13 protein-coding genes are annotated in these 22,086 nt (G+C 58.0%); 2 read left to right on the top strand and 11 right to left on the bottom strand.

The features are described 5' to 3' along the window. Nucleotides 1–222 precede the first annotated feature (222 nt). A complete protein-coding gene (locus DW189_RS00275) occupies nt 223–2,379 on the bottom strand; it encodes a glutamine synthetase III (RefSeq protein ID WP_026318244.1) in 2,157 nt (718 codons plus the stop codon). 608 nt (nt 2,380–2,987) lie between these two features. Between DW189_RS00275 and DW189_RS00270 the strand changes: the two genes are divergently transcribed. Both DW189_RS00270 and scpA read left to right on the top strand, forming a co-directional pair. Next, a complete protein-coding gene (locus DW189_RS00270; RefSeq protein ID WP_117506472.1) occupies nt 2,988–4,838 on the top strand; it encodes a methylmalonyl-CoA mutase family protein in 1,851 nt (616 codons plus the stop codon). 2 nt (nt 4,839–4,840) lie between these two features. Beyond that, the gene (gene scpA, locus DW189_RS00265; protein ID WP_117506471.1) at nt 4,841–6,979 is read left to right on the top strand and encodes a methylmalonyl-CoA mutase; all 2,139 of its coding nucleotides are present in this window, start codon (nt 4,841–4,843) and stop codon (nt 6,977–6,979) included. An 81-nt stretch (nt 6,980–7,060) separates the two neighbouring features. Here scpA and DW189_RS00260 read toward each other — a convergent pair whose 3' ends face one another. The 10 genes from DW189_RS00260 to DW189_RS00215 form a co-directional block, all read right to left on the bottom strand. Beyond that, nucleotides 7,061–8,203, bottom strand: a complete 1,143-nt coding sequence (locus DW189_RS00260; protein ID WP_117506470.1) for an iron-containing alcohol dehydrogenase — start codon at nt 8,201–8,203, stop codon at nt 7,061–7,063. A gap of 109 nt (nt 8,204–8,312) precedes the next feature. After that, on the bottom strand, nt 8,313–10,346 hold the full coding sequence (locus tag DW189_RS00255; protein WP_117506469.1) for a peptidylprolyl isomerase: 2,034 nt from the start codon (nt 10,344–10,346) through the stop codon (nt 8,313–8,315). A 91-nt stretch (nt 10,347–10,437) separates the two neighbouring features. Then, on the bottom strand, nt 10,438–11,700 hold the full coding sequence (locus DW189_RS00250) for a hemolysin family protein (RefSeq protein WP_117506468.1): 1,263 nt from the start codon (nt 11,698–11,700) through the stop codon (nt 10,438–10,440). An 18-nt stretch (nt 11,701–11,718) separates the two neighbouring features. Then, a complete protein-coding gene (gene lptC / locus DW189_RS00245) occupies nt 11,719–12,564 on the bottom strand; it encodes an LPS export ABC transporter periplasmic protein LptC (protein ID WP_232045616.1) in 846 nt (281 codons plus the stop codon). A 3-nt stretch (nt 12,565–12,567) separates the two neighbouring features. Beyond that, nucleotides 12,568–13,905, bottom strand: coding sequence for a tetratricopeptide repeat protein (locus DW189_RS00240; protein ID WP_055204584.1), 1,338 nt, complete (start codon nt 13,903–13,905; stop codon nt 12,568–12,570). Nucleotides 13,906–14,027: 122 nt separating this feature from the next. Next, nucleotides 14,028–15,401: an OmpP1/FadL family transporter gene (locus DW189_RS00235; RefSeq protein WP_232045617.1), complete on the bottom strand. Its 1,374-nt coding sequence runs from the start codon at nt 15,399–15,401 to the stop codon at nt 14,028–14,030. Beyond that, the gene (locus tag DW189_RS00230) at nt 15,376–16,116 is read right to left on the bottom strand and encodes a type III pantothenate kinase (protein ID WP_055204582.1); all 741 of its coding nucleotides are present in this window, start codon (nt 16,114–16,116) and stop codon (nt 15,376–15,378) included. The genes DW189_RS00235 and DW189_RS00230 overlap by 26 nt, the downstream gene beginning before the upstream one ends. Beyond that, nucleotides 16,113–19,436, bottom strand: a complete 3,324-nt coding sequence (gene mfd, locus DW189_RS00225) for a transcription-repair coupling factor (protein WP_117506466.1) — start codon at nt 19,434–19,436, stop codon at nt 16,113–16,115. The genes DW189_RS00230 and mfd overlap by 4 nt, the downstream gene beginning before the upstream one ends. Nucleotides 19,437–19,440: 4 nt before the next feature. Continuing rightward, nucleotides 19,441–20,991 (bottom strand): Rne/Rng family ribonuclease, encoded by a 1,551-nt coding sequence (locus tag DW189_RS00220; RefSeq protein WP_018695171.1) that lies wholly within the window; start codon nt 20,989–20,991, stop codon nt 19,441–19,443. 482 nt (nt 20,992–21,473) lie between these two features. Continuing rightward, nucleotides 21,474–21,746, bottom strand: coding sequence for an HU family DNA-binding protein (locus DW189_RS00215; protein ID WP_009596092.1), 273 nt, complete (start codon nt 21,744–21,746; stop codon nt 21,474–21,476). Nucleotides 21,747–22,086 lie beyond the last annotated feature (340 nt).

Genomic DNA, 22,086 nt, shown 5'->3' with positions numbered 1-22,086 from the left:
ATTCGGAATAGCAATGTCCCAATGCAAATGCATTGCCGGTTTGCTCCTCAAACCTGCACTCCTTCCCGTCTGGCGCAGCGCCTTTTCGGAAAATTTGCTGCCGCCAAATCGGCTCCGAACCCTAATCCACCCCATTCCCTTTTCACAGCTTCGGAAAACAAAGATAACGAAAAATAATCCGAGCGGCAAACCCGGACATTACACAATTATATAAGGAGGCGATCAGCGCAGGAAAAGCAGCTCGCGGTATTTGGGCAGCGGCCACATCTGGTCGTCGACGATCTCCTCCAGCTTGTCGATGTGGCGGCGGATCTCGTCGAAACATGCGGCTACGGTATCATGGTAGGCGATCGCCTTCTCGCGCTGATCCTCGATCCTGTTGGCCACCTTGCGGGCGTCGACCATCCCGGCCGTGAGCCGCTGTATTTCGGCCGTATGGTACTGGATCTTCTTGATGAGTTCGATGTCGGCCGAAGCGTTCAGCCCCGGGATCTGCGACATCTTGTAGACCTTGTCGAGCAGCAATGCCTCGTACTTCGAAGCAATCGGCACGATATGGTTCATCGCCAGATCGCCCAGCACGCGCCCCTCGATCTGGATTTTCTTGGTGTAGGTCTCCCACTTCACCTCGGTGCGGGCTTCGAGCTCGACCTTCGAGAAGACGCCCGTGTCGCCGAACATCCGGAGCGTCTGCTTGTCGAGGTAACGGTCGAAAATCAGCGGCGTCGAGGTTTCGCAGTCCAGGCCGCGTTTGCGCGCCTCGGCCTTCCACTCGTCGGAATAGCCGTTGCCGTCAAAGCGGATGGCCTTGCAGGCCTTGATCATCTGTTTGAGCACCTCGTAGATGGCTTTCTCTTTCTTCATGCCGGCCTCGATCTTGGCATCAACGTTCTGCTTGAACTCAGCCAGTTCGTGCGCCATCGCCGCATTGAGCACGATCATCGCCTCGGCACAGTTGTCCGAAGAACCTACGGCGCGGAACTCGAACCGGTTGCCCGTAAACGCGAACGGCGAGGTGCGGTTACGGTCGGTATTGTCGAGCAGCAGCGTCGGGATATGCGAGATGCCGCTCATCTTGAACACATTCTTGGCGTCGAAGCGGATCGCATCGTCGCCCTTGCTGGCCGCCAGTTTGTCCAGCACGGCCGACACCTGCGTCCCGAGGAAGGTCGAGATGATTGCCGGGGGCGCCTCGTTGGCTCCCAGGCGGTGTGCGTTCGTGGCGCTCATGATCGCCGCCTTGAGCAGGCCGTTGTGCTTGTGTACGGCCGAAATGGCATTGACCAGGAAGGTGATGAACTGCAGGTTCTCCGACGCGGTCTTGCCAGGCCCCAGCAGGTTCACGCCCGTATCCGTCCCCAGCGACCAGTTGTTGTGTTTGCCCGAACCGTTGATCCCCTTGAAGGGCTTTTCGTGCAGCAGCACCCGGAACTTGTGACGGCGGGCGATCTTGTCCATCACGGTCATCAGCAGTTGGTTGTGGTCGTTGGCAAGGTTGGCCTCCTCGTAGACCGGCGCCAGTTCGAACTGGTTGGGCGCCACCTCGTTGTGGCGGGTTTTGACGGGGATGCCCAGTTTCAGGCATTCGTATTCGAGGTCTTTCATGAATGCCATCACACGGGTCGGGATCGCACCGAAATAGTGGTCTTCCAACTGCTGGTTCTTGGCCGATTCATGCCCCATCAGCGTACGCCCGGTGAGCATCAGGTCGGGACGTACGGCCCAGAGGCTTTCGTCCACGAGGAAATACTCCTGCTCCCAGCCCAGATACGAGATGACCCGCTGCACGTTTTTGTCGAAATAGTGGCACACCTCGGTCGCGGCCTTGTTCACCGCCGAGATCGAGCGCAGCAGCGGCACCTTGTAATCGAGCGCCTCGCCCGTATAGGCGATGAAGACGGTCGGGATACAGAGCGTCGTGTCGACGATGAAGGCCGGCGAGGTCGGATCCCAGGCCGAATAACCGCGAGCCTCGAACGTATTGCGGATGCCTCCGTTGGGGAACGACGACGCATCGGGCTCCTGCTGGACGAGCAGTTTGCCGGAGAACTCCTCCAGAACCCCGCCCAAGCCGTCCGGGTCGGCAAACGCATCGTGCTTCTCGGCCGTACCTCCCGTCAGGGGCTGGAACCAATGGGTATAGTGGTCGGCACCGTGCTCCAGCGCCCACTGGCGCATGCCCGCCGCGATACCGTCGGCAACCTCCCGCGTGAGGGGCGTACCGTTCTCCATCGTATCGACAAGGGCGTCGTAAGTAGCCTTGTTCAAATACTTGCGCATGGCTGCACGCCCGAATACCCGTTTCCCGAAATAGTCCGAAGGACGTCCTTCGGGAGCCTTCACCTCGACGGCGGTGTGGTTTATGGCCGCATCGACCATCTTGAATCTGAGCAATGATGACATAGATGTAATTGAATTGGATTAGCATTCCATTAAAAACATACGCGCAGGGGCGGAAGCCGAATAATTGCTGAACTAAAACCTAACCTAAAATTCCGGAGGGCAACTGCCTCGCGGCATACTCCGCCCAACCTGACTAACCCGCGGCTTCACCCCTGCCGCCGTATGTATCGATCTCGCTTGCAAATGTAATATTTTTTCAGTTACGTTGTTTTCACAAAATCGGCATTTTTTCGAAAAACACCCTATTTTTTCAGCATTTTCCGAAAAATTACATGCATTTTTCCATAAAACCGCCGAATTTCAATGCAATTTTCCGAAAAACACCCTTAAATTTTCGTCATATCCCCGAATTTTCACATTTTTAGTTTTTCGTAATTTTTATAGCTATTAAGAACAATATTAAACTATTTCACCACAACTAAAAAACTTCTTCCGGCGGTTGCCGAAAGCAAACGAAATCGCCTATATTATAAAAAGAAATTATATAGTGTTATTTTATTAACAATTTCTTGTTTCAATCACTAATAATTTTGTACCTTTACATGCAATTTTGAAACTACACTTATACTAATCTCTAAATAGTTATGGCAAATACCAAAAGTGAAAAGCTGTTCACTGAATTCCCGCCGGTTCCGACCGAGAAGTGGGAGGAGGTGATTACGGCCGACCTGAAAGGTGCTGATTACGAGCGCAAGCTGGTATGGAAAACGGGCGAAGGTTTCAACGTCCGGCCCTACTACCGCGCCGAGAACCTCGAGGGCATCAAGTTCCTGGGCTCGCAGGCAGGCGAGTTCCCTTACGTACGCGGTACGCACGCGCACAACCGCTGGCGCGTACACCAGACCGTGAGCGTCGTATGCCCCAAGGAGGCAAACGCCGAGGCACTGAAAATCCTCAACGCAGGCGTCGACTCGCTCGGCTTCTGCATCGCGTCGGCGGATTTCTCGGCCGCAGACCTCGACACGCTGCTCAAGGACATCTGCATTCCGGCTGTCGAGATCACCTTCTGCGGAGAGAAGACGGCCCATGTCGCCGAGCTCGTCCTGGCCAAAGTCGAAAAGGAGGGCATCGCCAAGGAGGATGTCCGCATCGCATTCTGCATCGACCCGCTGGTAAAAGGGCTTTCGTCGAAAGGCGAATTCTGCTCGCCCAACGGTGAAAAGTGCATCGCCCGCATCGTCGAGCTGATCCACAAGACCAAGGAGTACAAGCACGTGCGCATCGTAACCGTTGCGGGACAGACCTTCGGCAACTCGGGTTCGACCATCGTCGAGGAGCTGGCATTCACCCTTTCGGCAGGCCACGACTACCTCGTACGCCTGACGGACGCAGGGCTGGACGTCGACGCGGCCGCACGCAAACTGCGCTTCTCGTTCTCGGTAAGCTCCAACTATTTCATGGAGATCGCCAAATTCCGCGCGGCACGCATGCTGTGGGCCAACATCGTCAAGGGCTACGGCCCGGCGAAGAACTGCGCCTGCAAGATGCAGATACACGCCGAGACCTCGCGGTGGAACCAGACCGTCTACGACCCCTACGTGAACATGCTGCGCGGCACGACCGAGGCCATGTCGGCCACGATCGCCGGCGTACATTCGCTGGAGGTGATGCCGTTCGACGCCTCGTTCGAAAACCCGACCGAGTTCTCGAAGCGCATCGCCCGCAACGTCGAGCTGCTGCTCAAGAACGAGTCGCATTTCGACCAGGTCGTCGACCCGGCAGGAGGCTCGTACTATGTCGAGAACCTCACGCAGTCGATCGCAGCCGAAGCCTGGAAGCTTTTCCTCGAAATCGAGGAGAAGGGAGGCTACACCGAGGCTTACAAGGCCGGCCTGATCGTCGAGCGTATCAAAGCGTCGGCCGCAGCCAAGGACAAGAACATCGCTACGCGCCGCCAGACGCTGCTCGGCGCCAACCAATATCCCAACTTTACGGAGGTCGCCGGCAAGGAGATCACCGACGAGTCCGTTACGCGCAAGCAGGCCGAGGGCAATGTACTCGTCCCCTACCGCGGCGCCATGGCGTTCGAGGAGATGCGCCTGCACGTGGATCGCAGCGGCAAGGAGCCCAAGGCATTCATGCTGACGTGCGGCAACCTGGGCATGGCCCGCGCCCGCTCGCAGTTCTCGTGCAATTTCTTCGCATGCGCCGGCATCAAGGTGATCGACAACACTTATTTCAAGTCGATCGAAGAGGGCGCGAAGGCCGCACTCGAATCCAAGGCGCAGATCGTCGTGGTCTGCGCAAGCGACGACGACTATGCGGAGGCAGCCCCGAAAGTCAAGGAGCTGCTCGGCGGCAAGGCGATCCTGGTGGTTGCCGGGGCACCGGCCTGCGCACCCGAACTGGAAGCGCAGGGCATCACGAACTTCATAAACGTGAAGTCCAACGTCTTGGAAACACTTAAGTTCTACCTTAAAGAGATGGGAATCTAATCATGAGAGCTAAATTTTCAGAACTGACATACGACGCAGGCCAGCAGAAAAGTTGCTGCGCCTCGAAAGGCTGCGGACAGGTCGAGCCGTGGCTGACGGCCGAGGGTATTCCCGTCAAGGGCGCCTATACGGCCCAAGACCTCGAAGGCATGGAGCACCTGAACTATGCGGCAGGTATCGCCCCGTTCCTGCGCGGCCCCTACTCGACGATGTACGTGATGCGCCCGTGGACGATCCGCCAGTATGCGGGTTTCTCGACCGCCGAGGAGTCCAACGCATTCTACCGCCGCAACCTGGCCGCCGGGCAGAAGGGTCTGTCGGTGGCATTCGACCTTGCTACGCACCGCGGCTACGACGCCGACCACCCGCGCGTGGTGGGCGACGTGGGCAAAGCCGGCGTGTCGATCTGCTCGGTCGAGGACATGAAGGTACTGTTCAACGGCATTCCGCTCGACAAGATGTCGGTGTCGATGACCATGAACGGCGCCGTGCTGCCCATCCTGGCATTCTACATCGTGACGGGTCTGGAGCAGGGCTGCACGCTCGACCAGCTGGCCGGTACGATCCAGAACGACATCCTCAAGGAGTTCATGGTGCGTAACACCTATATTTATCCCCCCGAGTTCTCGATGCGCATCATTGCCGACATCTTCGAGTATACCTCGAAGAACATGCCCAAGTTCAACTCGATCTCGATCTCGGGATACCACATGCAGGAGGCAGGCGCCACGGCCGACATCGAGCTGGCCTACACGCTGGCCGACGGACTGGAGTACCTGCGCGCAGGTATCAACGCAGGCATGTCGGTGGACGCCTTCGCCCCCCGCCTGTCGTTCTTCTGGGCCATCGGCATGAACCACTTCATGGAGATCGCCAAGATGCGCGCGGCACGTATGCTGTGGGCCAAGATCGTCAAGCAGTTCGAGCCCAAGAACCCCAAGTCGCTGGCGCTGCGCACCCACTCGCAGACCTCGGGCTGGTCGCTTACGGAGCAGGATCCGTTCAACAACGTGGCACGTACCGCCATCGAGGCCATGGGCGCCGCCCTGGGACACACCCAGTCGCTGCACACCAACGCTTTGGACGAGGCCATCGCCCTGCCGACCGACTTCTCGGCACGTATCGCCCGTAATACGCAGATCTACATCCAGGAGGAAACCAATATCTGCCGCGAGGTCGACCCGTGGGCAGGCTCCTACTACGTGGAGTCGCTCACCAACGAGATCGCCCACAAGGCATGGGAGCGTATCCAGGAAGTCGAGAAACTGGGCGGTATGGCCAAGGCTATCGAGACCGGTATTCCGAAGATGCGCATCGAGGAGGCTGCGGCCCGCAAGCAGGCGCGTATCGACTCCGGCGAGGAGAAGATCATCGGCATCAACGAATACCGCCTGGAGAAAGAGGCTCCGATCGACATCCTGGCCGTGGACAACACCGCCGTGCGCGAAAGCCAGATCAAGCGTCTGAAGGAGCTGCGCGCTTCGCGCGACGAGGATGCCGTGAAGAAGGCCCTCGCAGCGATCACCGAGTGCGTGAAGACCAAGCAGGGCAACCTGCTGGAGCTGGCTGTCGAGGCCGCCAAGGTACGCGCTTCGCTGGGTGAGATTTCCGACGCCTGCGAGGTTGTCGTAGGCCGCTACAAAGCCGTCATTCGTTCAATATCAGGAGTATATAGTTCAGAAGTGAAAAACGACAAACAGTTCGAGCGTGCCAAGGAGCTGTGCGCCGAATTCGCCAAGAAGGAAGGCCGCCAGCCGCGTGTCATGATCGCGAAGCTCGGCCAGGACGGCCACGACCGCGGTGCCAAGGTAGTAGCCACGGGTTATGCCGACATCGGTTTCGACGTCGACATGGGGCCGCTGTTCCAGACCCCGGAGGAGGCCGCAAAACAGGCTGTCGAGAACGACGTGCATGTAGTGGGCGTTTCGTCGCTCGCTGCAGGCCACCTGACCCTCGTGCCGCAGATCATCGCAGAGCTCAAGAAGCTCGGCCGCGAGGACATCATCGTGATTGTCGGCGGCGTAATCCCCCATCAGGATTACGACGAACTGTACCGCGACGGCGCCGCCGCCATCTTCGGCCCCGGCACCCCGATCGCCACGGCCGCCATCAAGATCCTGGAAATCCTGCTCGCCGAATAACGGTTCGACAGAATACGGTAATCCCCGCCGAGACGTCTCGGCGGGGATTTTTTCATGGATACAGATGGTCTCGGGGACAAACTACAGGCAGGCTTCCAGAATCCTGCGCGCCATCGCCCCGTCGACATTGCGCGCCTCGCCGAACCTGCTGCCCGCAGCATTGAAGCGGCGTTCGATTTCGGCGATCGTAGTCTCGCCGATGCCCTCCTGCGAAAGATGCGTCGAAAGCCCCAGGGAACGGAAGAACTCCTCGTTGGCTGCAATCGTCCGCTCGATACGCTCCTCGTCGGAACCATCGGTGATACCCCATATCCGTTCGCCGTATTGCAGGAGTTTGCCGCGCTTCTGACCGCGCAGCACGCGCAACGTACCGTTGATGACAATGGCGAGCGTCGCACCGTGCGTCAGCCCGTGCAGTGCGGTCAGCTCATGCCCGATCATATGCGTCGCCCAGTCCTGCGCCACTCCCATGCGGATCATGTCGTTCAGCGCCAGGGTCGCCGCAAGCATATACTCCGACATCACGGCATAATCGTGCTGGTTCTCACGAATCCGGGGTGCGATCTCGATCACGGTATGCAGAATGCCTTCGGCCCAACGATCCATCAGGCGCGACTGCCCGGGCGTGGTCATATACTGCTCCAGCACATGCACGTAGGTGTCGGCCAGGCCGTAGGCGATCTGCTTCTGCGGCAAAGAGAACAATGCCTCGGGATCGAGGATCGAAAAGAGCGGATAGTCGCCGTTGAACGGGAATTTCTCCTTCGTTTCCTGGCACGAGATCACCGAGCCGTTGTTCATTTCCGATCCCGTCGCCGACATCGTGAGCACCGTCCCGAGGGGAACGGTTTTATCCGCTTGCCCTTTCAGGACGATCTCCCACGGGTCGCCGTCATAAAGCAGCCCCGCAGCGATCAGCTTCGTACCGTCGATGACCGACCCGCCGCCCACGGCCAGCAGGAACTCCGAGCCGTGCTCACGCCCCAATGCGATGGCCTCGCGGACGGTCTCGACCGACGGGTTGGGCTCGATGCCCCAGAATTCGACCCAGTCACGGCCTTCGAGGGCCTTGACGACCTGGTCGTAAATGCCGTTGCGGCGCACGCTGCCGCCGCCGAAGGTAATCATAATCTTCTTGCCGGCAGGAATCAGCTTTGCGAGCTGAGCGATCTGCCCTTTGCCGAAAACCAGTTTCGTCGGATTGTGATAAACAAAATTATTCATAATTGTATGCGATATGTTTTGATACGACTTCTAAATATACGCAAAAATAACAAAAAGAACGCCGGAATATTCCGGCGTTCAAAACTATATCGTATTTTTTATCCGAGGCTTAGAAATATTCGCCGCGCAGATCCTGGATGTTGGCCATCTGCTGGATGGCCTGCACCGAGAATTGCTGCGCCATGCTCTCGGCCATGGCCTGCGCACGCACCCTCTCGCCCTCGGCAGTCTGCTTGTCCGAAGTCTGGATGTCATCCACCTGGAAAACATAAACCCCCGACATGCCCTTCACCGGAGCCGACAGGACGCCTTTCTCGGTCGTCGAAGCGATGGCGCCTACCAGACGGGGCTCGACACCCGGGCCGTTCACGTAGAAGGCACCGAAAGTCACGCCGTCGAAATCGGCGACCTCGGAACCGAGGCTGGCAGCCTGCTCGTCGAGCGTCGTACCGGCGATCTGCTTGGTGATATAATCGTATTTCTTGTCCCGGAGAACCTGGGCGCGAACCTGCGCAGCCACCTTGTCGACCGGGGTGTACTCGTTGTCGTCGATCTCGGTCAGCGTAGCGACCACATAGTCGTTGCCGACGGTGAAGATTTCCGAAAGATCGCCTGTCTCGGCACCGTAAGCCCAGCGGGCAACCTCACGCGAATCCTCCAGGCCGCGGATCGTACGCTCGCCCTGCGCCAGCGAGGCGACACGGGGAGTAACGGCCGCTTCCGAAGCGGCGTTGTTGAACGCCTCGACCGAGCCCTTGGCATTCACCGAGAAAGTGCCGGCCAGGTTGTGGGCATTGCGGCGCGTCGCAGCCGAAGCCTCGACGGGATAGGTGATCGTCGCCACCTGCATGTGCTTCGAAGGTTTGTCGGCACGGTACACCTGCATCAGCTGGATGGCATCGCCCGAAGCGACCTTCACCACGTCCCCCCGCTTGGCATTGGCCAGCGCGGCAACGAATTCGCCCGTGAAAGCCGAGAAGGGAACCACGCCCACTTCGCCGCCGTTGGCTGCCGTAGCTTCGTATACTGAATACTGCGAGGCGAGCTGTGCGAAATCGGCACCGCCCTTGATTACCGTCAGCAGGCTGTCGGCCAGCGCCTCCTGCGTATAGGGCAGCACGATATGGCGGATTCCCAGCGTATCGGGCACCATTTTCGAATCCAGCACACGGGCCATCGTCCACTGGTTGTTCTTCAGCACGGGGCCGTAAGTCTCACCCGCCAGCAGTGCCTTGGCCTCGTCCTCCGAAAGCTGAGCCGCCGAAACATAGGAATCGGCGATCTTGCCGTTGCGGTTGGCACGTACGAACGACTTCAGCTCCTCCGTAGCGGCGAACTGTGCGCCCACCTCGGCAACGCTCTTTTCGAGAGCGAGCATATCGTCGTCCGTGGGGGTAACCTCGAACACGACATACGACAGCGTACGCGAGGGAGTCTGCTTGAACATATCCTTATGGCTGTTGTAGTATGCCTTGATGTCGCCGGACTTCACCTGGATCAGCGAATCGGGAACCGCCGAATATTTCTTGCCGGCCCATTTCCCGGAATAGGTATTGTTGGCCGCATTCACTCCGTTCGCAACTTCGAGTGCATTGACATACACGCCGCCCTTGATCAGGCCGAGGTACTTGGCGATCTCACGCTCCATGCGGGCCTGCTGGTTGAGCTGTGCCCAGGCCTGCTGTGCCTGCGCATTCGTTTCGGCCTGCGCGAGGAACTGCCCGACGGCAGCCACGTTGTACTCGCCAGTGCGGGGATCGGCGAAGGCGTTGTAGAACGCCTGCGACGGATGCTGGCCGCTGACCATCGACAGACGCTCGGGCTCCGTAACGCACAGCCCCATCTTGTCGAAACCGGGTTCCAGCACATACTTGCCGATCAGAGCCTGCCATGCAGCATTGGCGAGCATGGCGGACTGCTGTTCGTCGCTCTCCTGGGCGCCGCTCTGCGCCTTGATCTGCTCGTACTGGTTGTAGTACTCCGAATAGTTGATTTTTTCACCGTTGATGACACCGACCCGGGGGTCGTTACCCGAGAAGCCCATTTCGGTCTTCAGGGAGAGAATGAAAGCCAAGAGGGCGCCTGCGATGACAATCGACAGCACGATGCCGAACTTGGTGCGAAGAGTGTTTAAACTTGCCATATAAATCGTTAATTATTCGTTTGTTTCGAATTAGCAGTCAAAGGTAGTAAAATTTATTCGGAAAAAGGCCTTTATTATACTATAAAAATTCCTACAATTTCTTGACCCTCGCCAGCTCGATACGCGAACGCGTCGTACGCAGTATGCGCAACTGCAGGCCGCCGATGAAAACCGTTTCCCCGGCGGTCGGGATCCCGTCGTAATTGAAGATGATGAAGCCCGCCAGCGTATCGTATTCCTTGCTTTCTTCGATCCCCAGCCCGTATTTTTCATTGAGGTATTTCACCTCCAGCCGGCAGGAGAGGACATACTCGTCCTGGCCGACCTGCTTTTCGGTAAGGTCGGGTATGTCGTGTTCGTCCTCTATCTCGCCGAAAATCTGTTCGAGCACGTCCTCGAGCGAAATGACGCCCGCCGTCCCGCCGAACTCGTCGATCACCACGGCGATGTTGCTGCGGTGCTTGATGAAATTCTGCAACATCAGCTGCAGCGGCATGGTCTCGGGCACGAAATTGACCTGCATCATCACGTCGGCGATATTGGCCGGGCGCGTGAACAGACTCTTCGAATTGACATAACCGACGATGTTGTCGATACTCTTGCGCCAGACGAAAATACGCGAATATTTCGAATCGACGAACCGCGCCGTGAGCTGCCCGATCGACGTGTCGTCGATATCCACCGCCTCGACATCCACACGCGGCACCATGCAGTCGCGAACCCGCAGGTCGGCGAAATCCAGCGCATTCTGGAAAAGTTTGAACTCGTTGTCCGGCTCGGGACGCGGTTCCGACATATTGGTATCGAGCAGTGCCGCGAGATCGTCGCGGCCGAAGCTGTGCGACACGGCCCGCTCCTCGACACGGCGCCCCGCCAGGCGCAGGATACCATGCGATATGAGCGTCGTGAGGCGGGCGATCGGATAGAGCAGCAGGTAAAAGAAATAGATCACCGGCGCCAGGGCGCGGTAATAGAAGTTGGGGTTGTTGCGGAAGATCGACTTGGGAAGGAACTCCGCAGCAAAGATGATGATGACGGTCGACACGGCCGTTTCGATGGCGACCGAACCGTTACGGGCGATGCTTTCCCACCCCAGCGCATAGAAGATGCCGCGCAGCAGCAACGACATGTAAAGCGAATAGATGACCAGAGCAATGTTGTTGCCCACCAGTATCGTGGTGATATACTGCCCGGGGTGGCGGGAAAAAATCTCCGCGATATGGTCGAACATGCGGCTCTGTTTGCGGTCGATCTCCAGTTTCAGGCGGTTCTTGCTCGTGAAAGCGATCTCCATGCCCGAAAAGAATGCCGACAATAACAGCATTAAGACAATCAGTATGACCGAAGTAAGCATCGTCCTGTTTATTTTGGGTTACTCCCCCGCTTCGTCCGCATGTACGGCACGCCGCAGCGGCTGTATCTCACCGATCGGTTCGGCCGGGCGAAGCTCATCCTGCCCGTCGGGGCAGACAGCTGGTGCAGCCAAAGGCGGCTCCTCGGAAAGCGGTGCCGCGGGCCGCGCCGCAACCGGAGCGGCAGGCCGGTCTGTCGCAGGGTGGTCTGTCGCAGGGTGGTCTGTCGCAGGGCGGGGCGAATCCGAAGTCCGGTCGGCAGGTTCGGCCACCGCCGTAGAGTCCGATTCGTTAGGTTTGACCTCGACCTCCATGCGCCCCTTCATACGGCGGAAGCGCCAGTCCTTGAACTCCTCGTCCGACTCGAAACCTTCGCCGATGAACACGTCGCGGCCGTCGTTCTGCACGATTTTCGAATCGACGTTCGAATAGATTTTCTTGGTTCGCGCGTTCCAGAACAACTGTTGCGTATAGAGTTTCTTGCCGTCCGATTTCTCTACCACGACATTTCCCCGCGCCTCCCACAGGTCGCGGGTCTCGTAATGGATCGCATAGTTGGCCGTCAGCACGGCATCGACCGACGAGAGCGAATCGTTCTTATAGGTCGTCATCTCCACCCCCTTGGGGAACTCGCGGTAAGGCTCGCGCGCCAGCGAATAACCTTCGAGCAGCGGGGTTTTGAAATGATACGAACGGCGGCCGTTCTGCGACATGACAACCGACAGGTTTTCGCTGTATTCGGTCATCATCATCTCTATCCGGGACTCCGATTCGGGTTCTTCTTCACGCTCGCAAGAGAATAGCAAGATAGCACTCCCCACAACGGAGAGTGCTACCATCACGTATCTTGCGATAAATCTGTCCATCAATTAGCGGGGACGCACAGTAGTCGACACACCGGCAGCCGTACCGCAGTTGACGGTATAGCGTGCGCCTTCCTGCAACTCGTTGAAGAAGCACTCCTCCGAAGTCGGGAAACGGCTGCGGAATGCGTTCATCGAGGTTTTGGCAGGTTCGCGGTATTCCGAATCGCTCGGCAGCAGCTCGACGGCCTTGGCCATCGTGTCGTAAGCTGCCCAGAAGGTAGCCGGCCCGGCGAAACCTTCACAATGAGCTGCCGAAATGCCGTAGCACTGAGCCAGTACGAAATACGGCACACCGTCCTCGGGGTTCAGATCGCGGGCCTGACGGGCAGCCGATGCGGCGCCCTGGATGTCGTTGGAAACCAAACCTACCAGCGCCATGCGCACCAGCAGCAGCTGACGCTCAGCGGGATCCGTCTCGACGGCAAGCGCTTCATTGAGGTATTTCATGGCCTTCGTATAGTCGCCCTTGCTCTGGAAGGCCTGCGCAAGGAACATCGCAGTTTCGGACGAAGGTTTCACCGTATAGTATTTCTCGGCAATCGAGAAATAGAAATCGCCGTCGCACTTGGCACGCGACATCAGGGCTACGGCCTGCGCCAGCAACGCCTCATCGTCGGGAGCAGCCTCCAGCTTGCCGCGGAACAGATTTTCGAGGTTCTCGCAGCTGGCCGCGCCGCTCAGGCCGAAAGCCGCGTCGAACTGCGACTTGTAATCGCCGGCCTCGGGGTTCTTCTCGAAGAACGGGGTCAGGCGGTCGTACTCGGCGATGATCTCATCGGGCATCACCTCGTCGGTATTCTTATAATCCTCGCAGAGGTTCGAGAAATAGGCCACCACGGTTTCGGGGTCGGTGCTGTCGCCGCCCTGCGCGATTGCCGCGCGGAATGCCTCGCGGATGCCCTTGCGGTCGTTGGGTTTGTAGCGCAGGAACTCGCGCGCCTTCTGGTCGAGGATAAAGGCCGTCTTGCCGGGCTTGACGTTATCGCCGAAATACTGGGCACGCATATCGTACATCAGCATCAGCGAGTCGATGAACATGTTCTTCTCCGCCACGCTCTTGGCACGGTTGATCTTGTTCTTATACACGACGGCACCGCGCTGGTAGATCGACTCCGCAGCATCGGGTATCTTGTCGATAAGCCCCTTGAGGTAGTGTGCTGCGGCATCGTAGTCACGGTTGTCGCACGATTCTTTCAGGAAATTACTGTTCAGAATGTTCTGTTCACGCTCTTCGGGAGTAGCGCCCCATTTCGCATATTGCGGGGCACTGAAATCCTGAGCCAAAGCCGCCGAAGCCAAAAACACCAAAGCGGCAGAAAGCAGAAATTTTACGTTTTTCATCGGTCAGAGATTAATTTTTGTATTTCTTATACTTATAATTGTTTTCGTCAGTTAAACTACCTCCGTGTCGGGGTCGCAAGTTACTACTAATTCCTCGGACGTGCAATTTTCCGGCTCAAAAACTAATCGTATTTCGGCCTGCGGAACCAGTATTCCCCGTTCTCGGCACCCGCAAAGAGCGAGAATCCGACCGAGAATTTGAAATACTGCTGCCGCACCAGTCCCAGGCGCTCGGAAAGGTTATAGCCGCGACGTCCGTATTCCACGCCCACGTCGATGGTCGAACTGCCGAGGAACTTCACAGGCACCCCTACACCCAACGTAACGGCGTATTCGCCGATTTTATTGCCGTCGTAGGTCTGGTTGTAGGTTCCGTAACGGAAACCCGCCCGGTAGGCCCAGCGTTTCATGAACCTGCGCACGTCGTAATAGTTCGGCGTATACTCCACGCCCATCTTCACCATGCTCGTATTGGTATAGGCCACTTCGTATGCAGATTTGTCCGGCCCGCTGATCCCGGTCATTTCGGTCGCCTTATTGCCGCCGGTCCAGTTCTGATAGACATAGTCAAGCCCGATCGTCCATTTCGAGGTCATATAATAAGCCCCCACCGAAAGCTGACGCGGCAAGGCAAGTGCCAAATGGGTCGTATCGCCCTTCACGGTCGAATTATACAGGTCGCCGATATAGATCCGCTTGGTCACATCGGGATTCAGGTTGCCGCCGAAATCATACGTAGCGCCGAACGTCAGCATGCGTTTCTGGTTCATGACAGCCTTCCAAAGGACACCGACCTGTCCTTTGATGCTCGAAATGCTGTAATTGTCGCTGCCGACCGTCGACGAGAAGGTTCCGTCGCCCGTGATCGGCGTCGGGGTCATCACGAAGCTGCGGTCGATGTCGCCCCAGTAATACTGCGCCGCGACACCCAACGAGAAATTCTTGAAAATCTCCCAGCCCAGGCCGACCTTGACCTCCGTCACGTCGCCCTCGCCCTGATAGACGTACTGCACGCGCCCCACATTGCCCCAAACCGGATCGTTCGGGTCGTAGTCCTGGGTATACTTGGTACGGTAGCCCACCGAGCTGTAAGGCGTGAGGCTGAACCCGAGCCCGAGTTTCTTGGCGACCGGCATCTGGAACGCGATATCATGGAAATTGAACGTATTATAGGCCGTGTTTTTGGACACATTGTCCACCTTCTGCGAATTGTAGTAATTCTGTCCCTCGAGGCCGAAACTGAAGAGGAAGCTCTTTTGCGGGATGGTACTGTACGCTGCAGGGTTGAGCAGATTAATTTTACCCGGAGTACCCATGGCCACCCCGACGCCGCCCATCGAGCGCATCTGCGTCGTACCGGGCGTATTGATCTCGCCGACGCCGTACATCGTATAGGGAGAGAATGCGTTAATACTGCTTGTCTGGGCCGATACGGCATAAGGAAGCATCACGGCTGCCGCAACAACCAGCTTAATCAAGGTGTTCTTCACTTGCATTGTGCTCTAAAATTCTATTCAATCCGCAAAAGACCAGATTACAGTTTGCAAATATCGTATTTTTAATTCGTTTAACAAAGAATTTTGCATCCCCGCCGGTAAAAATTACGCACAGGCCGTCGATTTGTTCCCGCATGCGCACGACATAACCTTCGATTTCGAAGGCGATCCCGTTCATCACGCCCAACTCGATGGCCTCTTCGGTCGTGAGCCCCGAGAGTCCTTCATCCTCGGTCGCGGCACACAGCGGCAGCTTGGCCGTGTAATCGTGCAGCGCCCTGAAACGCGTCTTCACCCCCGGGGAGATGCAGCCGCCCCGGAACGTATTGTCAGCCGTCACCAGGTCGATGGTCACCGCCGTACCGAAATCGACGATCAGCACGTTCTCACCCGGATAGAGCACTGTCGCGCCGACGGCTGCGGCCAGTCTGTCGCGCCCCAGCGTCTCGGGCGTAAGGTATGCGTTGCCGATGGGCACGGGGGTCTGGGAGGTGAACTCCAGCAGATAATCCACCCGCCCGCGGAGCATCGCCGCCACGTCATCGACCTCGCCGCGCGTCGACGCCACCACGGCGCGCCGCACGGGCCATTCGGAGAGCAGTTCTTCGAGCATCGACGGGTGCAACCGCTCCGTGCAACGCTGCGCGACAAGTTCTCCCCTGTCGAAAACCGCGAGTTTTACCAGGGTGTTCCCGATATCTACGACTAAATTCAAAGCTGTTGCAGTGTTTTATACCCGTCCTCAATGTCTTTGACATTCCTAACGGTCATCGCCAGACGATTATTGTGCTGTTTGAGCACAAATCTGGCGGGATTTTGCGTCACCTTGCGAAGCAACTCCATAAAGGTATCGCTTTTGTAATAGGGCGAATTCTGCTCGCCGACGAAGTGGAGGATCATCAGCCCGTTCTTGACCTTCACCCGTTCGATGCCGAGGCGAATCGCCTCCCAGCGCAGGCGCACGACGTTGAGCAGTTCCTGCGCTTCGCGCGGCAGGGGGCCGAAACGGTCTGCCAGACGGCTCTCGAAGGCCTGCAACGCGGCTTCGTCCTTGGTCGAGTCGAGCTCGCGGTAAAGTTTCAGGCGTTCGGCCTGCTGCGCCACGTAGGCATCGGGCAACCCGGCCTCGACCTCTATTTCGATGTGCGCGTCATCCACGTAATGCATCTGCTCCACGACATCCTGCTCGGCGGCACCCAGACCCGCCACCTGCAAGCCTTCGGCCCGCAGCTCGGCGATCGCCTCGTTCATGATTTTCTGGTAGGTCTCGAAACCGATGTCGGCGATAAACCCGCTCTGCTCGGCACCCAGCAGGTTGCCCGCGCCGCGGATGTCGAGATCCTGCATCGCAATGTTGAACCCCGACCCCAGGTCGGAGAACTCCTCGATCGCCCGCAGGCGGCGCCGCGCATCGGACGACAGCATCTCCTCGGGCGGCGAGAGCAGGTAGCAATAGGCTTTCTGATTGCTGCGCCCCACGCGCCCGCGCAACTGGTGCAGGTCGCTCAGGCCGAAATTCTGGGCATTGTCGACGATGATCGTATTGGCATTGGGGATGTCGATGCCGTTCTCGATGATCGTGGTCGAAACGAGCACGTCGAACTCCCCGTATATAAAATCCATGATCAGCTTCTCGAGCTTCTCGGCCGGCATCTTGCCGTGTCCGACGGCCACGCGGGCCTTGGGGCATACGCGCGTGATAAGCCCTTGGATGGACATCAGGTCTTCGACGCGGTTATGGACGAAATATACCTGGCCGCCGCGTGCGAGCTCGGCCTCGACGGCGTCGCGGATGATCTCCTCGGAGAAGACATGCGACTCGGTGACGATCGGCTGGCGGTTGGGCGGCGGGGTCGAGATGACCGACAGGTCGCGCGAGCCCATGAGCGAAAATTGCAGCGTGCGCGGGATCGGCGTCGCCGTCAGGGTCAGCGTATCGACGTTGACGGCCATCTGCGTGAGTTTCTCCTTGGCCGCGACGCCGAACTTCTGTTCCTCGTCGATAATCAGCAGCCCCAGGTCACGGAATTTGATCTGCTTGCCCAGTATTTTATGGGTGCCGATCAGGATGTCGATACGCCCCGATTCGAGGTCGGCACGTATCTGCCCCGCCTCCTTGGCGGTCTTGGTGCGGTTGAGATACTCGACCCGCACGGGGAAATCGCGCAGGCGCTCCGAGAAGGAGCGGTAGTGTTGCAGGGCGAGGATCGTCGTCGGCACCAGCACCGCCACCTGCTTGCCGTCCACGGCAGCCTTGAATGCCGCGCGGATCGCCACCTCGGTTTTGCCGAAGCCCACGTCGCCGCAGACCAGCCTGTCCATCGGCTGGTCGGACTCCATGTCCTTCTTGACGGCCGCGACGGTCGTCTGCTGGTCGGGGGTGTCCTCCCACTGGAACGACGCCTCCAGCTCGTGCTGCAGGTAACTGTCGGGCGTGAATGCGAACCCTTTGCTGGCCTTGCGCTTGGCATAGAGGGCGATCAGCTCGCGCGAGATATCCTTGACGGCCTTCTTGGCGGCGTTCTTGAGTTTCTGCCATGCCCCGTTGCCGAGTTTATAGACCTTCGGCGGCTCGCCGTCGCCGGACTTGTAACGCGAAATGCGGTGGAGCGAATGGACGTTTACGAACAACACGTCGCCGTCCTTGTATACCAGCTTGATAGCCTCGTGCACCTTGCCGTTTTCGTTGATCTTCACCAGCCCGTCGAAACGCCCCACGCCGTGGTCGATATGCACCACATAGTCGCCCGGGCGGAGCTGGTTCAGCTCGGCGACGGTCATCTGCTCGTCGCGCCGGATCTCGCCGTTGATACGGTAACGCTGGTAACGGTCGAAAATCTGGTGGTCGGTATAGAGGCACAGTTTCAGGTCGTTGTCCACGAACCCCTCGTGCAGCGTAACGGAGAGCGACCGCACGGCGGCCTGCCCGCGCCCTATCTGGTGGAAGATGTTTTCGAGGCGTTCAACCTGCACCTTGTTCTCCGAGAGGATGTAGGTCGCATAGCCCCGCAGCGAATTGCGGATCATGTCGTCGGCCAGCATCTCGAAATTCTTGTTGAACTTGGGCTGCGGGGCCGTGTCGAACACCACGGCCGCCGTGGCGGGGCGTTCCGGCAGGTTGTCGCGCAGCGCCACCACGCTGTTGCCGGCCATGTCGCGCAACAGCACGTTGCGGCTGGTCAGCAGGCGGTCGATCTGCCCGGGCTCCTCCATGTCCGCGAGCACCTTGCGGCGCAGGTCGTTGACGCGGCGCAGCACATAGTCGGCATCGTAGAACCAGCAGGTTGCCCCAGAACCTGCGAACTGCACGAACGACACCCGGGGTGCCTCGCCGGCATTGAGGTTGGGGACGATTTCCACCCGGTCGAGCTTGTCGGCCGAGAGCTGGCTCGAAATATTGAAACGGCGGATCGAGTCGACCTCGTCGCCGAAGAAGTCGATCCGGTAAGGCTTGCTTTCCGAATAGGAAAAAACATCGACGATACCACCGCGCACGGAGTACTGCCCCGGTTCGTAGACGAAATCGACGCGCGTGAAGTTCGCATCCGCAAGGGCGTCTTCCAGCACGGCGATCGAAATCTTGTCGCCGAGCTTCACGGCAATCGTGTCGCGCTGCAAGGTCGCGGCGTCGACGACCCGTTCGGCCAGCGCCTCAGGATAGGTGCAGACCACCAGATATCCCTTCGTGAAGCCCCGCACGGCGTTCATCGCCGCGGTGCGCTGCACCACGCCCTGGGCATCCTCGGCGCCGTAGGCCGCCGAACGCTTGTAGGACGAGGGGAAGAAATAGACCTGCTTCTCGTCCAGCAGGTTGTAAAAATCGTTCAGCAGGTAGGCCGCGGCATCCCGGTCTTCGGCCATGAAGATATGCACGCCCCCCGTTTTCGCCACTGCCGCCGCCGCATAAAACGAAAGAGCACCGCCGACCAGCTCTTTCAGGTGGACGGTTGCGCTCTCCTTCTTATATTCGCGGCACAATTTCGGCAGGGCCTTCGACCCGGCGGCGAACTGCGCCAGCTGCTCGCTGGCAGTCATAGCGTCACTTGTTAATCAGGTCGTTATCCTTGTCATCGTGGTAATGCACCTCGACGATGCCGAGGCTCTGGTCTTCGACGACACGCAGGCGGAGTTTGTATTTCCACTCCCAGCGGCGGCGCAGCGACCAGATGCCCTTCCGCAGGAAAGCAGCCACATAGGGGCTGACAACCAGCTTGATATACTTGTGTCCCCGGTCTTGTGTGAGGAATGATATCTGGTTCTCGATCTTCTTGTCCAGCAATACCGTAGGCTCGATCTTGCCCGTGCCGTTGCAGGTCGGGCAGACGTCCGACACCTCCTCCACGGCCACGGGACGCACCCGCTGGCGGGTGATCTGCATCAGCCCGAACTTGGTGAGCGGCAGCACCGTATGCTTGGCCTTGTCGGTGGACATCAGCTTGACCATCTCGTCGAAGAGCGCCTGTTTGTTCTGCGCCTTGTGCAGGTCGATGAAATCGATGATGACAATACCCCCCAAATCGCGCAGGCGCAGCTGGCGGGCGATCTCCTTCGCGGCCGCCAGGTTGACGTCCATGGCGGTCTGCTCCTGGTTGTCCTCGGCCTTGGTGCGGTTGCCCGAATTGACATCGATGACGTTCATCGCCTCGGTGTGTTCGATGATCAGGTAGGCGCCGCGGCGCAGCGAGACGTACTTGGCGAAGAGCGACTTGATCTGCTTCGAGATGTCGAAGTTGTCGAAGATGGGGACGTTGCCCCGGTAAAGCTTGACGATCTTCTCCTTCTCGGGCTCGATCAGGCGGATGTAATTGCGGATGTCGTTGTACATCGCCTCGTCGTCGACGGCGATCTGCGAAAACGAGCCGTTGAGCGAATCGCGGATAATCGTATTGGCGCGGTTCATCTCGCTCATCAGCTGCGCGGGCGGCGTACTCTTCTTGATCGCGGCGCAGGTCTTGCGCCAGCGGTCGATCTGCGACTGGATGTCGTGCTCGATGTCCTCGTCCTTGGCCTCCATGGCCGCCGTGCGGATGATGACCCCGAAATTCTTGGGGAGCACCGCAGCCGCGATGCGCTTGAGGCGTTTCTTCTCGTCCGCCGAGCGGATCTTCTGCGAAAGGAATACCTTGGACGAAAAGGGCACCAGCACGACGTTGCGGCCGGCCAGCGAAATGTCGGAGGTCAGGCGGGGCCCCTTGGTCGAAATGGCCTCCTTGGCGATCTGCACCATGATGTTCTGCCCGACCTGAAGATAGTCGCCGATCTTGCCCGTCTTTTCGACGGGCGGCTCGAGCTTCATGCCCTCGACGCGCATTCCCCGCTTGCCGGGCTGCTGCGAAGCGACCAGCTTCTGCAACGAGGGAAACTGGCTTCCCAGGTCGAGGTAGTGGATAAAAGCGTCCTTTTCGTGCCCGATGTTTACGAAGGCTGCATTGAGCCCGGGCATTATCTTGCGTACTTTCCCGAGGTAGATATCCCCTACGGAAAAACCCGTCTGGCACTGCTCCTTGTTGAGCTCGACAAGCACCTTGTCCTCACACAGCGCAATGGAGATTTCTGTCGGGTTGACGTTAACGATTAATTCTCTGTTCATCTATATCGTGTGTCGCACCCCGGAAACGGGGTTGCGGAATACTGAAACCGGTTAGGCCGCATTTTGGTCTGAAGTGGCGGCGAACTCCAAAGGAAAATATTGTCCGGACACATCGGCCGGCAACATGGCGGGTAAGACAATACCCTGTTTTTTCGGCGGCACTGCGTCGCAATGCCTCTGCGGCAGCCTCATAACCTGCGTTGCAAGAGGGCCTGACGTCCGCAAACGGCTATCCGGGGATCTGCATTCCCCCCGGGGATACGGGCCCCGGTCGCAAAAAACCGCAAAAAATAGGTAAAGCTAAAAGAACCCGGGGCTCCTTTAGCTTTATCTATCGTTTAGCACTAAGGTGCTACCCTACTTTTTCTTGTGGCGGTTCTTGCGCAGACGTTTTTTGCGCTTGTGGGTAGCCATCTTGTGACGCTTATGCTTCTTTCCGTTTGGCATAGTCCTTAAATTTTAGAGGTTCTTTATTTATTGAATTATTTCACCTTCGCAGCGAAGCTCTTGGCGGGCTTGAAAGCGGGGATGTTATGTTCCGGAATGGTGATGGTCGTGTTCTTCGAGATGTTGCGTGCGACTTTCTTTGCACGTTTCTTCACGATGAAGCTGCCGAAGCCGCGGAGATACACGTTGTTCTTGTTGGTCAGAGAGGTCTTGATGCTATCCATGAAAGCTTCGACGATTGCCTGAACCTGCACCTTCTCAACGCCGGTGCTCTTAGCGATTTCGCTTACGATATCTGCCTTTGTCATAGTTATATAGTATTAAATTATTAAGTTCGTGTGAAGACATTCGGACTGCAAATATACGCTTTATTTACATTTTAGCCAATAAACCTCAACTTTTTTTCATTATTTTTCCGGCAGTCCCCTACCAGCCACTGGAACAAGAGGATAACAAATATCGGGCAAAACTCGGCGGAAAATTAAAATATTATGTGCCAGGCAATTATATCCGGACGGCACGCCGAAGCGAACCGCGCACAATAATCATTCATAATCAACACATTAACCACAAACCCGCCGAAAAGGAAGAAGCCTTTTCCGGGCATCATTGCGCCCGAAGCGTCCCGGCACGGCCCTCCCCGCCCGG

The organism is Alistipes sp. AM16-43 (assembly GCF_003435745.1).
GTDB classification, from domain to species: domain Bacteria; phylum Bacteroidota; class Bacteroidia; order Bacteroidales; family Rikenellaceae; genus Alistipes; species Alistipes onderdonkii.
The sequence above is the reverse complement of the archived record's forward strand: the minus strand, read 5'-3'. Positions and strand labels throughout refer to the sequence as shown.